The sequence below is a fragment of the Mesorhizobium sp. B2-4-14 genome (assembly GCF_006442155.1).
GTDB lineage: Bacteria > Pseudomonadota > Alphaproteobacteria > Rhizobiales > Rhizobiaceae > Mesorhizobium.
Genome location: NZ_VFVA01000033.1, coordinates 1 through 12,533 on the forward strand (window position 1 = coordinate 1; position 12,533 = coordinate 12,533).

The window sequence follows — 12,533 nt, forward strand, 5'->3', positions numbered from 1 at the left end:
CCCATCATGAGGGAGAAAACTGTTACCTATCTATCCGGTTCAAAGTGTTACCCATCTATCGGCTGGACACCGGCAGGGCGATGAGGGGCAGCGCGACGCTTGTCATTTGCATGAGCATCGGAAACATGCAGACATGGCGCCCGACACGGGCCGAGCGGGTGCCAGGGGAGTCAGGATGGCGGTAGAGACAATGCAGCGGGCGTCCGGGCGCGGCATCTGGGGATGGATGTTCTTCGACTGGGCGGCGCAGCCGTTCTTCACGGTCGTCACCACCTTCATCTTCGGTCCCTATTTCGTCTCGCGCATGGCTGCCGACCCCAACACCGGCCAGGCGGTCTGGGGCTACGGCATCGCCGCGGCCGGGCTGGTGATCGCGGTTCTATCGCCCATTCTTGGTTCTATCGCCGACCAGACAGGGCCGCGTAAACCGTGGATCGCCTTCTTCGCCGCCGTCAAGATCACCAGCCTTAGCTTGCTCTGGTTCGCCGCGCCCGGCTCGAACCTGTTCCTGATCGTGGCACTGTTCTCGCTGGCGTCGGTCGCGGCGGAATTCTCCACCGTGTTCAATGATTCGATGATGCCGCGCCTGGTGCCGAAGAGCGAGATAGGCCGCATCTCCAACACGGCCTGGGGCCTTGGCTATCTCGGCGGCATGATCGCGCTGATCTTCGTGGTGACATGCCTGGCTGGTTCGCCCGAGACCGGCAAGACCATCATCGGCCTCACCCCGCTGTTCGGGCTCGATCCGCATCTGGGCGAAGATGCCCGCGCCACCGGGCCGCTGTCGGCCGGCTGGTACTTCCTGTTCATCCTGCCGATGTTCTTCTTCACGCCTGATGCCATCAAGGGCATCCCCATCGGGCCGGCGGTGCGCGAGGGCCTGTCGGAGCTGAAATCGACGCTGGCCGAGGTGCGCCGGCGCGGCGGCATCTTCCGCTTCCTCGTCGCACGGATGATCTATCAGGACGGCGTCAACGCGCTGCTGGCGCTCGGCGGCACGTTCGCTGCGGGCATGTTCCACTGGTCGATCACCGAGATCGGCATGTTCGGCATCATCCTCAATATCGTCGCCATTTTCGGCTGCTGGATCGCGGCGCGGCTGGATACCGCGCTCGGCTCCAAGGCGGTGGTGATGATCGCGCTGGTGATGCTGTCGGTCGCCACCATCGGTATCATCTCGACGGGGCCGGGCTTCACCCTGCTCGGCCTGATACCGCTCTCGACAACCGATTCAGGCGGCCTGTTCGGCACGGCGGCTGAGAAAGCTTATATCCTGTACGGCCTGTTGATCGGCCTGGCTTTCGGACCGGTGCAGGCGTCGTCGCGTTCCTACATGGCGCGCAGCGTCACGGCGGCGGAATCCGGCCGCTATTTCGGCATTTACGCGCTGGCCGGCCGGGCGACCAGTTTCCTGGCGCCGTTTCTGGTGGCGACCATCACCGCGCTCAGCGGTTCGGCGCGGCTCGGCATGGCGGTGATCATCCTGTTCCTCGGCATCGGCATGGCGATCCTGGTGAGGACGCCGTATCCGGCGGATCGGCCGGCGGGGTGAGTTTACCCTCCCCTTGTGGGCCCTTGTGGGGAGGGTCGATCCGCGAAGCGGAGCGGGGTGGGGTCGGCGCTGCCCCACCCCGTCTCACGAGTTTTGCTTCGCAAAATCGTTCGCCGACCCTCCCCACAAGGGGGAGGGCAAGGCGCTCAATGCCTGAAATGCCGCACGCCCGTAAACACCATGGCGATGCCGTGTTCGTCGGCGGCGGCGATGACGTCGTCGTCGCGCATCGAGCCACCGGGCTGGATGACGGCGGTGGCGCCGGCTTCGATGGCCGACAGCAAGCCATCGGCGAAGGGGAAGAACGCGTCCGAAGCGACGACCGAGCCCCTGGTCAGCGGCTCCGAAAGACCTGCCGTTTCCGCCGCGTCGAGCGCCTTGCGGGCGGCGATGCGTGAAGAATCGACCCGGCTCATCTGGCCGGCGCCGATGCCGACCGTGGCGCCGTCCCTGGCATAGACGATGGCGTTCGACTTGACGTGCTTGGCGACGCGGAAGGCGAATTTGAGGTCGGCCATTTCGGCCGGGGTCGGCGCGCGCCTGGTCACCACCTTCAGATCGAGGTCGTCGACGACGGCATTGTCGCGGCCCTGGACGAGCAGGCCGCCGGCTACGGACTTGACCATCGTGCCCGCCGCGCGCGGATCCGGCAGGCCGCCGGTGACCAGCAGGCGCAGGTTCTTCTTCGCCGCGACGATCGCCGCCGCCTCGTCGGTCGCATCGGGCGCGATGATCACCTCGGTGAAGGTTTTCACGATCTCCTCGGCGGCTTCGGCATCAAGGGCGCGATTCATGGCGACGATGCCGCCAAAGGCGGAGACCGGATCGCAGGCCAGCGCCTTGGCATAGGCTGCCCTCAGCGACGCGCTCTCGGCGACACCGCAAGGGTTGGCATGCTTGATGATCGCCACTGCGGCGGACCGTGCCGGGTCGAATTCGCCGGCCAGTTCGAAGGCCGCGTCGGTGTCGTTGATATTGTTGTAGGAGAGCTGCTTACCCTGCAACTGGCGCGCCGTGGCGACGCCCGGCCGCTTGTCGCCATTGACATAGAAGCCGGCGACCTGGTGCGGGTTCTCGCCGTAGCGCATCACCTCGGCCAGCCTGCCGCCGAAGGCGCGCCATGTCGGATGCTCGATCTCCAGCGCCTCGGCGAACCAGCCGGAGATCGCCGCGTCATAGGTGGCGGTGCGGGCAAAGGCCTTGGCCGCCAGCTTCTTGCGGAAATCCAGCGACAGCGAGCCGATGTTCATTTCCAGCGCGTTCAGCACCGAGGCGTAATCGCTGGGATCGGTGACGATGGCGACATAGGCGTGGTTCTTGGCCGAGGCGCGGATCATCGCCGGGCCGCCAATGTCGATGTTCTCGACGATCGCGGCATAGTCGGCGCCGGAGCGGCGGACCTCCTCGAACGGATAGAGATTAGAGACGACGAGGTCGATCGGCTCGATTCTGTATTTGCGCATCGCCGCCGCGTGCTCGGGGTCGTCGCGCACGCCAAGCAGCGCGCCGTGAACGGAAGGATGCAAGGTCTTGACGCGGCCGTCCATGATCTCGGGAAAGCCGGTGAGTTCGGAGACGTCGCGCACCGCCATGCCGGCCTCGGCAATCGCCTTGGCGGTGCCTCCGGTCGAGACCAGTTCTACACCGGCCGCAGCCAATGCCCTGGCGAAGTCGATCAGGCCGGTCTTGTCGAAGACGGAGAGCAAAGCGCGGCGGACGGGAACGAGGTCCGGCGCGGGGATGTTCTTGGCGGCGATGGCCATGGGCGCGGCCTTTCACGGCTGGAGGGGCAAGCCCGCGCCCTAGCATATGACATCAGGAAATCAAGCGCCAAGCTCAGTGGCGGCCAGCGCGGTCAGTTGTTTTCAGCGTAGCCGGCGATGCGGGTGCGCGTCAGCTGCCAGTGGATCTCGGACACGTCCGAGGCCTTGAAGGCGAGCACGATCTGCCGGCTTCGGCGCGGCCCGCCAAGACCGGCGAAATAGATCGATTCCTCGACTTCGGGCGCCACTTCGCTTGACGTGAACACCCAGGTGTCGGCCTGGTCGGCGGCCAGCACCAGGCGGTCGTGCTCGTCCTGCAGCAGGTTGATGTCGGGATGGACATGGAAGCGCACGGTGATGAAGTCGCGGCCATTGTTGCGGATCGCGGCATTGCCGGGCCGCTGGAACCGATCCCTGCCGGACAGCACATCGCCGTTCGACGACAGCTTCAGCTCGCGCTCATGCAGGAAGCCGAAACGCTGGACATAGCCGTCATGGCGGGCGATGAAGCCATGAACGCCCTTCTGGTCGGTGCGCTTGCAATGCACAAGCTGCGGGCCGCCAATCAGCGGCGAACCGAGCAGGTCGTTCACCCGCAGCGAATGGCTGAAGCGAGCCGACGAGGTGTCGTTGATGGTGGCGGTGGAGTGCGCGGCGGTGGCGCGCGCCAAAGGCCGGAACTCGGCGGCGCCATAGGTATCGATGCCCGCATTGACGATGAAGTGCTGGCGGCCGGACGACAATTCGAAGGCAAGACAGCCGGCGTGTGCCGCGTTGGACACGTCGACCGGCGGCGGCAGGCCAGTGTCGGCAATGACGGTGGTGCCGCCCATCGACAGGCGCTCATAGCCCGAATGCGGTGCATGCAGCAGCGGCGCGCCGGCGGTGTCGTCGTGACGAAGGATGGTGGCGATGCGGTCGTGGATGGTGGCGCCCATGCCGTTGAAGCGGGCGAGGCTGCCATCCTGATGGCGGAAGAAGCGCAGCGCCGGCAGCATGCGGTCGATGGCGCCGATCAGCGCCTGCGGCGGGGCTTCCGCCTGGTTGGCGTAGGTCTGGCGCAGCGGCAAGAGATCGGCGAGGATTTCCAGCACCGTCATCGGATTGCGTGAGATATGGCCGCCATCGGCGAGAATCTGGCGGTTGAGTTCCTCGGCGAGGTTGCGGGTGGCGCCGCGCAGCGCCGAGGCCGGCGCCGGCAGCGAGAGTGCCGCGAAGGCCAGTGCGATGCGGGCACGCAGCCGATCCTTGCCGTCGGGCATTTCGCGCGCCATCGACCTGAGATAGCGGATCTGCATGGCCAGCGATTTCAGGAAGGCGCGATAGAAGGGAAACTCGGCACCCTGCAGCACGACGGAAGAATGTTGCAGCCAGGCGATGATGCGCTTGGCCGCCGTCCCGGGCTCCCAGGCAACTCCGGCAATATGGCTGCCATGCATGGCGATCCAGTCGGAAACCAGGGCGCGGGCATTGGCGGCGGCAAGCTCGGTGCCGGCGGCCCGCATGTGGCGCAGCCAGCGAAAGCCATGCAAAGTCTTCTGCCAGCCGTGATTGGGCACGTTGATCTGGAACGGCGACTTGCCGCCGGTCTCGACCAGATGCCCGGACAAGGGATAGCGGCCGTAATAGATCTCAAGCGCGATCTGCGGGTCGGCGAGGCGCAGGTCCGGTGGCGCGATCAGAACACGTTCCGGCGTGCGGCCGGAATAGCGCCAGCGATAGACCGGCCCGGCGCGCAGGCGTCGACGCGTCTTGCGCCAGAACTCCTTCGCGACCAGCGTCCACAGACGCGTCGTGTTGCCGGCAGCAAGTGCCAAAAGCCCTCCTGGTCGTCCTCAACCCCAAGCACGAGTTTACATGATTGAACGAGACGTGCGAAGGCGAATTCCCGGGAACGGCTGCGGGTCACCCGGTTTTACCCAGGCTCTCCGTAAAAAAGTCAGCAAAATGCATTAGCCGGCTCTACGCATGCGCGCGGCGAAGAAACCATCCAGGCCCGAGCGCTCCGGCGCGCCGAGATCGAGATCGGCGGGCGTTGTGCGCAGCGTGCCTTGCGCCGTCAGGAACGAATCGATGCCGGCGATCTCGCCCTGCCGCAGCGGATCGTCGACGACTGTCGGCGTCTCCTTGAGGAAGGCGCGATAGAGCTCCTCGCCTTCGAGCGGGTCGAGCGAACAGTTGGAAAAGACGATCCTGCCGCCCGGTTTCACCAAAGTGACGGCGCGGGCGAGCAGCCTGCGCTGCAGGTCGGCGAGCTTTTCGACGTCGGCTGTGGTTTTGGTCCAGGGCACGTCGGGGTGCCGGCGCACCGTGCCGGTCGAGGAGCAGGGCGCGTCGAGCAGCACGGCGTCGAACAATTCCCTCGGCTCGTAGTTGAGCAGGTCCGCCTGGACTTTATCGGCGGTGAGCCCGAGACGGTCGAGATTCTGCGCTAGCCGCGCCAGCCGGTTCTTCGAGGTGTCGACCGCGGTGACCCTGGCGCCGGCGAGGATCAACTGCGCGGTCTTGCCGCCGGGCGCGGCGCAGAGATCGGCGACGCTGAGGCCGGCGACATCGCCGAACAGCCGCGCGGGCAGGCTGGCGGCGGCATCCTGAACCCACCATGCGCCTGCTTCGAAGCCGGGCAGTTCGGTGACGGATGCGCTGAGTTTTTCCACCCGCACCGTGCCGGTCGGCAGGACGATACCGCCGAGCTTTTCGGCCCAGGGTTCGGGCTCGGCCTTGACCGTGAAATCGACGGGCGCCTCGTAGCGGTGGGCCGCGAGGATCTGCCTGGCCTTGTCCACGCCATAGGCGGCCTTCAGACGGTCGGAAAACCATTTCGGTGCTTCGTCGGTGGCGGCGAGAGCGGCCGGCAATTCGGTTTCCTTGGCGCGCGCCAGGGTACGCAGAACGCCATTCACCAGGCCGGAAAAGCGCTGTGTGCGCGGATCGGACTTGGCGTGCGTCACCGCGAGGTCGACGGCTGCGCTGTCTGGAATATCGAGGAACAGGATCTGCGCCGCCGCTACATTCAAGATGTGCGACAGCGCGGTGGCGTTTGGCGGCAGCGGCTTCTCCAAGCGGCGCGCCAGCAGTCCTGATATGGTCATGCGATAGCGTAGCGCCGTGACAAGGATAGCGCGCACCAGGCCTCGGTCACGCAAATCGAGCGCCTTGTATTGCGGGTGGCCGTTCTCGTGATCGGTCAGCCCGTCTAGCGGCGTCCTGGCGTCGATGACGGCGGCAAGCAGCCGCGCCGCCGCCTTGCGCGCGGCGAGGCCGGCAACGAATTCGCCGCCGGCATTGTGTTCCTGATCGCCTGAAACGGTGCGTCGAGGTCTGCCCGCCACGCTCACGACCACCGGCCCTTGGGCCCGGTCGGATTGCGACCCCATGGATTGGATTTCCCCGGGCTTGGCTCCGTAGCCGGTTCTGGCGTGGCCCGCTTGCCCCACGGTCCGGCTTGCTGCTGCTCGTCGGCCTGCGCCGGCGCCTGGCGCTCTGTGGCCTGGGATGCGCCGTCGCCCATTTCGCGCGCCATGGCCTGCAAGGCGGCGATGCGGTTCTCGGTGCTCGGGTGGGTGGAGAACAGACTGTCCATGCGCTCGCCATGCAGGGGGTTGATGATGAAGAGATGCGCCATCGCCGGGTTGCGCTCGGCATCGGAGTTGGGAATGCGCTCGGCCCCGCGGGCGATCTTGTCAAGCGCGGAGGCCAGCCACAGCGGGTGTCCACAGATTTCGGCGCCGCGCCGGTCGGCTTCGTATTCGCGGGTGCGGCTCACCGCCATCTGCACGATCATGGCCGCGAAGGGCGCCACGATCATCGCCGCCAGGACGCCGACAAAGCCGAAAGGATTGTTGTTGTCGCGATTGCCGCCGAGGAAGAAGGCGAAATTGCCCAGCATCGAGATGGCGCCTGCAAACGTCGCTACGATGGTCATGGTCAGCGTGTCGCGATGCTGGACATGGGCGAGTTCGTGCGCCATCACGGCGGCGATCTCTTCGTGGGTCAGCCGCTCCAGCAGGCCGGTGGAGGCCGCGACCGCCGCGTTCTGCGGGTTGCGGCCGGTGGCAAACGCATTCGGCTGCGGGCTATCGATCAGATAGGTCCTGGGCATCGGCAGGCCGGCCTGCTTGGCCAGGGCCTGGACAATGGCGTAATATTCCGGCGCGTTCTTCTCGTCGACCTCGACGGCATGGTTCATCGACAGCACCATCTTGTCGGCATTCCAATAGCTGAACAGATTGGTGCCGGCGGCGATCAGCAAAGCGATCATCATGCCGCCCGAACCGCCGATCAGGAAGCCGACTCCCATGAACAGGGCCGTCATGGCGGCCAGAAGCATCGCGGTGCGCAAAGTGTTCATCGTCTGCTCCTGTCAGGCTGGTGATGAAAGGGGGTCGATAGTCCTAGGCTCATCGCTATATGATGGGAAACGCCTGCCCCTGTTTCAATCCGCTTGGAAATATCCATGAACGACGAGACCAGTAAAACGCCGGCCGCCGGCTCGGATGACGGCGCGCTGCCAAAGGAGTTGACGCCCGCCGCCCGCCGCGCGCTGGCCGAAGCCGAGGCGCGGCGTCAGGATTATCGCAAGAAGGAAGCCGCCATGCCGAAGGAGATCGGCGGCCGCGGCGGCAAGGAACCTGGCCGCTACGGCGACTGGGAGGTCAAGGGCCTGACCAGCGACTTCTAGAAACCGGCCTAGGCGGCGCTGCGCTGCGCCTCAAGTGCGATCCAGCCGCGTTCGTCGATGGTGATGCCGATCGTGTCGTAGCCTGCGATCGACGCGTGCCGCGTTGCCATGGGATGCCGGTGCGTGGCGTTGATCACCATGACCGCGGCATCCGCAGCCTCGGCCGCCGCGATGCCGGCCGGAGCATCCTCGAACACAAGGCAGTCGCGCGCATCGACGCCGAGCCGTTCGGCACCCAGCAGGAAGCAGTCCGGCGCCGGCTTGCCACGCGAAACATTTTCCGCGGCGACGAGGATGGCGGGAACCGGAATGCCGGCGGCCTTCATCCGCAGCAGCGCCAGTTCGCGTGGCGCGGAGGTCACGATCGCCCAGCTTTCGCGCGGTAGCAAATTGAGGAACGCCACTGCGCCGGCGATCGGGACAATGCCGTCCAGATCGGCGGCCTCGGCCTTCAGCAGCAGATCCGCCTCATGCGCCGGATCAATGCCTGGGAGGGCAAGGCCGGTGATGGTCTCGATCGCCCGCACGCCATGGATCGTCGGCAGGAAGGCGGTGACGTCGAGGCCCTGTCGGCGCGCCCAATCGCTCCACACCCGCTCCGCCGACGCAATGGAATTGATGAGTGTGCCGTCCATGTCGAAGAGGAAGGCGGCGAATTTTCTGCCAGCAAACATGATTTTCCTTGAAATCCGGGGGGCGTCGAGGGGAGGGCGCAACCGTAACGTCCAGGCGCGGACATGGAAGGCGCACAGGCATATTTCGCGGCAATGCGGGGAACCACCGCCACCGTCCGACGTTGCAATCCCACATCCCCACCATGCGACCCAAGGGACGACGCCCATGCTGATCCGCCTCGGCTACGAGATCGCCATTGAATGCGCCGAGGCCACTCCCGTGATTTCATTGCTCGAGATCCACAAGGACAGGCAGGCCGACATCAAGCGGCAAACGCGCGTGCTGACCTCGCCCTCGGTGCCGACCAGGCTCTACCAGGATTTGCACGGCAATGGCTGCCGCCGCTTCACCGCGCCTGCCGGCATCTTTCGCATCCTCTACGACGCGGTGGTCGAGGACAGCGGCGAGCCGGACGAGGTCAACACGCTGGCCAGGGAAATGCCGGTGGCCGAATTGCCCGACGAGGTGCTCGGTTATCTCCTCGGCAGCCGCTACTGCGAGACCGATCATTTGAGCGATCTCGCCTGGCAACGGTTCGGCCATCTTCCACCCGGCTGGGCGCGGGTGCAGGCGATCGTCGACTATGTCCACAACCGTCTGTCGTTCGGCTATGGCTACGCGCGGTCGACCCGCACGGCGACGCAGGCGCATGAGGAACGGGTCGGGGTGTGCCGCGACTTCGCCCATCTGGCGATCACGCTCTGCCGCTGCATGAACATTCCGGCGCGCTATGTGAACGGCTATCTCGGCGATATCGGCGTGCCAGCCGATCCGGCGCCGATGGACTTCTCGGCCTGGATGGAAGTGTTCCTCGACGGCAAGTGGTACACGTTCGATCCGCGCCACAATCGGCCCAGGATCGGCCGCGTCGTCATCGCGCGCGGGCGCGACGCCACGGACGTGCCTCTGCTGCACAGCTTCGGCCCGCACCGGCTGACCCTGTTCAAGGTCTGGACCTATGAACAGGAAGGCAGGCTGTTCAATCCGCCCAATCACCGCATCGACAGGACGGTCAGCGCGCAGATGCTGGCCTAAGGGGCGTCGATATTCAGGTGATGCAGGCCTGCAAACGGCAGCTTCCTGCGCCTCCGGTGCTCACGTATTTAAGCACGCTCCGCTCCGGCGCTGACCAGATAGGACCAGGCGCGTGATCGAGACAGATGCCTGCGACAGGGCTCTTGCCATTAGAGTGTGCTGAACCGGGCAGCTTGCAACAGGCCCCAAAAGGAAAAGGCCGCCGCTTCGTGCGAAGCCGGCGGCCTTCCGTGTTTCCGTCCGTGGCGCGGCCTGTGGCGGCAACCCCTTCGGGTCACCCGCCGCGCATCTCGCGCCTTAACGGGAAGACTGCTTCCCGAAAGTGCAATCCGCTGAGGCCACGTTCTGGAAAACGAAATCACTCGACATCGGATCACCTCCTTTCGATTTGTTGAACACGCCCTAATGATGGGGTGCGTCGCAGCAAATGGCAAGGTGCCGCAACGGAATGGCCGAGCCCCGCCCGGGAAATCGTCTGGCGCGATGTTTTTGCGCAACAGATAGGGATTGCGGTCCGCGGACCGATTGGACGACAGTGCAATTCGGGATCAGGGCGATATTCGATGCATGGGAGGTGGAGATGGACGCTGCCGACAGAGCCGCACGGATCGTGCGACGTGTCGTCGAGACGCTGAAGCCTGGTTTCGCGGTCAGGCTGTGGACCGGTGAGCGGATCGGCCCGGCGACGGGGCCCGTGCTTGCCATCAACGACCAGGATATTGTCTGGCAGATGGTCCGGCGCCCCAGCTTTTCGACACTGGTGGAGATGTGGATATCCAAGGCGGTCGACGTCGAGGATGGCTCGCTGTTCGACTTCTACGCCCTGCCTTCGCAAGGCAAGTTGAAGGCAAAACTCAGATCACTGCCGAAGCTGGCGATTCTGCGGGACCTGCCGGCCGTGCTGTTTTCGCGAAAGCAGATGACGGCGCGGACCGATTTGTCCGGTCGCAACCCTTATGTCAGCGGGTCGAACAAGGAGGCGATCCAGCATCATTACGACATATCGAATGCTTTCTACCGGCTCTTTCTCGACGAGCGCATGGTCTACAGCTGCGGCTACTTCACGGATTTTGCCAACAGCATAGACCAGGCGCAGATCGACAAGCTCGATCACATCTGCCGCAAGCTCCGGCTGAAGCCGGGCGAAAGCCTGCTCGACATCGGCTGCGGCTGGGGGGCGATGCTGATCCACGCGGCGAAGCACTACGGCGTCGTCGGTCATGGCGTGTCGCTGTCCGAAGAGCAGACGAAGCTGGCGCGCGAGCGCATCCGCGCCGAGGGGCTTGAGGACCGCATCACCATCGAGATCAAATCCTATGCCGAGCTCTCCGGCACTTTCGACAAGATATCGTCGATCGGCATGTTCGAGCATCTGGGCCTCGCCAACCATGCCGCCTATTTCTCGACCGTCCACCGCTTGTTGAAGCCGGGCGGTATCTACCTGCACCACGCCATCACGCGGCGCAGCAAGGGCAACCTGAAGAAGACCTTGCGCAAAGGGCCGGAATACAAGGCGCTGATCAAGTACATCTTCCCGGGCGGCGAGCTCGACACGATTGGCATGACGCTCGGCAATCTCGAAGCGCATAGCTTCCTCGTCTACGACGTCGAGAATCTGCGTGAGCACTACGCCCGCACCTGCAGGCTATGGGCCGAGCGCCTGCATGCGCGGTTCGATGAGGCCATTGCCGAGGTGGGGGAGGCCAGGGCAAGGCTTTGGCTGCTCTATCTCACCGGATGCTCCATCACCTTCGAGCGTGCCTCGGCGCAGATTTTCCAGACCGTCGCCACCAAGCGTGTACGCGGGCCGAGCGGCCTGCCGCCGACGCGGGCGGATCTTTATCGGTAACGGCGCCGCCTGGGCGCCCGCCGCCCTCTCACTCGGCGATGCCGAGCGAAGCGATATAGGCCGCCGACGCCGGGATCTTGGCCTTGTCCTTGATCTCGATGATGAGACGCGGATTGCTTTCGAGTTTCGCGAGCGCGGCGAACACCGAACGCCACTGGATCGTGCCCTCACCGAGGCTCCAGTGACGATCGGCGTAGCCGTCGGCGTCCTGCAGATGGACATGCTGCAGGCGGTTGCCGGCGGCGTGCACATAGTAGTCGACCGGCGGCGCACCTGTCGAACCATGGGCATAATAGGCGTGGCCGGTGTCGATCGACACGGCGACGGCAGGGGACTTGTAGCTTTCGGCCAAAGCAACCCGGATATGCGGATCCCTGTCCTCGATGTTCTCGAGAACCATGGTGCAGCCGATCTCTTCGGCCCGCCTGACGGCTTCGCTCAGCGTCAGGTGGCAATATTCGACGATCTTCTCGCGCTCGCCGGGATTGTTGTCGAGATTGTTGTAGGACCATGTCGTGTAGGGGCTGTGGACGACCATCTGCGTCGCGCCGATTTGGGCGCAGACATCAAGACCTTGCATCAGACGTTTGCTGACCACGGCGCGAATATCGGGATCCTGCGAGGCGATGACGAAGCCCCAGAAAGGCCCGTGAATCCCGAGCCGTCCCTGGTGGCCGTCGAGGAGCTTTTTGGCGCGGGCGGCGAGCGGTGCCCAGTCGCCGTTGAGAACATCGGCGTTGGTGAAGCTCTGCAATTCCAGGTCGCGCTGCTTTTCGAGAAGCCAGGCGCGATGGATTTCGAGGTCGTCCAGGGTCATGGCGGCGCCAAGGATGGGCAGGGAAGTCATCGGTACTCCGATCGGTGGGATTTGAAATTGGCGAAAGCGACAAGGTGGGGTCGCGCCGGGCCCTGTATGGCGCCGTTTTCTGTCACGCGTATTACAGGCTGCGCGACGAGATTTTCGACGGCGCAACGCCT

10 protein-coding genes are annotated in these 12,533 nt (G+C 65.0%); 4 read left to right on the top strand and 6 right to left on the bottom strand.

Going from position 1 to position 12,533, the window contains the following annotated elements:
• Positions 1-175: 175 nt before the first annotated feature.
• Positions 176-1,552, top strand: coding sequence for an MFS transporter (locus tag FJ938_RS23440; protein WP_140697847.1), 1,377 nt, complete (start codon positions 176-178; stop codon positions 1,550-1,552).
• Positions 1,553-1,698: 146 nt separating this feature from the next.
• On the opposite strand, the gene purH is transcribed toward FJ938_RS23440, so the two are convergent.
• The 4 genes from purH to htpX form a co-directional block, all read right to left on the bottom strand.
• Positions 1,699-3,315: a bifunctional phosphoribosylaminoimidazolecarboxamide formyltransferase/IMP cyclohydrolase gene (gene purH / locus FJ938_RS23445; protein ID WP_140697850.1), complete on the bottom strand. Its 1,617-nt coding sequence runs from the start codon at positions 3,313-3,315 to the stop codon at positions 1,699-1,701.
• Positions 3,316-3,407: 92 nt separating this feature from the next.
• Positions 3,408-5,132, bottom strand: coding sequence for a heparinase II/III family protein (locus FJ938_RS23450; RefSeq protein ID WP_140697853.1), 1,725 nt, complete (start codon positions 5,130-5,132; stop codon positions 3,408-3,410).
• Between the two features lie 135 nt (positions 5,133-5,267).
• Complete coding sequence (locus FJ938_RS23455) at positions 5,268-6,692, bottom strand: RsmB/NOP family class I SAM-dependent RNA methyltransferase (protein ID WP_140697856.1); 1,425 nt, start codon at positions 6,690-6,692, stop codon at positions 5,268-5,270.
• A complete protein-coding gene (gene htpX / locus FJ938_RS23460; protein WP_140697859.1) occupies positions 6,650-7,666 on the bottom strand; it encodes a zinc metalloprotease HtpX in 1,017 nt (338 codons plus the stop codon). The genes FJ938_RS23455 and htpX overlap by 43 nt, the downstream gene beginning before the upstream one ends.
• A 105-nt stretch (positions 7,667-7,771) precedes the next feature.
• Between htpX and FJ938_RS23465 the strand changes: the two genes are divergently transcribed.
• A complete protein-coding gene (locus FJ938_RS23465; RefSeq protein WP_140612188.1) occupies positions 7,772-7,996 on the top strand; it encodes a DUF1674 domain-containing protein in 225 nt (74 codons plus the stop codon).
• Positions 7,997-8,004: 8 nt separating this feature from the next.
• On the opposite strand, the gene FJ938_RS23470 is transcribed toward FJ938_RS23465, so the two are convergent.
• Positions 8,005-8,670: an HAD-IA family hydrolase gene (locus FJ938_RS23470; RefSeq protein WP_140697862.1), complete on the bottom strand. Its 666-nt coding sequence runs from the start codon at positions 8,668-8,670 to the stop codon at positions 8,005-8,007.
• A gap of 166 nt (positions 8,671-8,836) precedes the next feature.
• Here FJ938_RS23470 and FJ938_RS23475 point away from each other — a divergent pair, with 166 nt between their 5' ends.
• Complete coding sequence (locus tag FJ938_RS23475) at positions 8,837-9,706, top strand: transglutaminase family protein (RefSeq protein ID WP_140697865.1); 870 nt, start codon at positions 8,837-8,839, stop codon at positions 9,704-9,706.
• 580 nt (positions 9,707-10,286) lie between these two features.
• Positions 10,287-11,555, top strand: coding sequence for a cyclopropane-fatty-acyl-phospholipid synthase family protein (locus FJ938_RS23480; RefSeq protein ID WP_140697868.1), 1,269 nt, complete (start codon positions 10,287-10,289; stop codon positions 11,553-11,555).
• A 28-nt stretch (positions 11,556-11,583) separates the two neighbouring features.
• Here FJ938_RS23480 and FJ938_RS23485 read toward each other — a convergent pair whose 3' ends face one another.
• Entirely contained in the window at positions 11,584-12,402 is an 819-nt protein-coding gene (locus FJ938_RS23485) for a sugar phosphate isomerase/epimerase family protein (RefSeq protein WP_140697871.1), read from the bottom strand.
• Between the last annotated feature and the right edge of the window lie 131 nt (positions 12,403-12,533).

What these genes read in the sequence shown, in the direction of transcription:
- FJ938_RS23455 (WP_140697856.1), bottom strand. Translation starts at nt 6,692, where the DNA reads ATGGGGTCGCAATCCGACCGGGCCCAAGGGCCGGTGGTCGTGAGCGTG.
- purH (WP_140697850.1), bottom strand. Translation starts at nt 3,315, where the DNA reads ATGGCCATCGCCGCCAAGAACATCCCCGCGCCGGACCTCGTTCCCGTC.
- FJ938_RS23480 (WP_140697868.1), top strand. Translation starts at nt 10,287, where the DNA reads ATGGACGCTGCCGACAGAGCCGCACGGATCGTGCGACGTGTCGTCGAG.
- FJ938_RS23485 (WP_140697871.1), bottom strand. Translation starts at nt 12,402, where the DNA reads ATGACTTCCCTGCCCATCCTTGGCGCCGCCATGACCCTGGACGACCTC.
- FJ938_RS23440 (WP_140697847.1), top strand. Translation starts at nt 176, where the DNA reads ATGGCGGTAGAGACAATGCAGCGGGCGTCCGGGCGCGGCATCTGGGGA.
- FJ938_RS23475 (WP_140697865.1), top strand. Translation starts at nt 8,837, where the DNA reads ATGCTGATCCGCCTCGGCTACGAGATCGCCATTGAATGCGCCGAGGCC.
- FJ938_RS23470 (WP_140697862.1), bottom strand. Translation starts at nt 8,670, where the DNA reads ATGTTTGCTGGCAGAAAATTCGCCGCCTTCCTCTTCGACATGGACGGC.
- FJ938_RS23465 (WP_140612188.1), top strand. Translation starts at nt 7,772, where the DNA reads ATGAACGACGAGACCAGTAAAACGCCGGCCGCCGGCTCGGATGACGGC.
- htpX (WP_140697859.1), bottom strand. Translation starts at nt 7,666, where the DNA reads ATGAACACTTTGCGCACCGCGATGCTTCTGGCCGCCATGACGGCCCTG.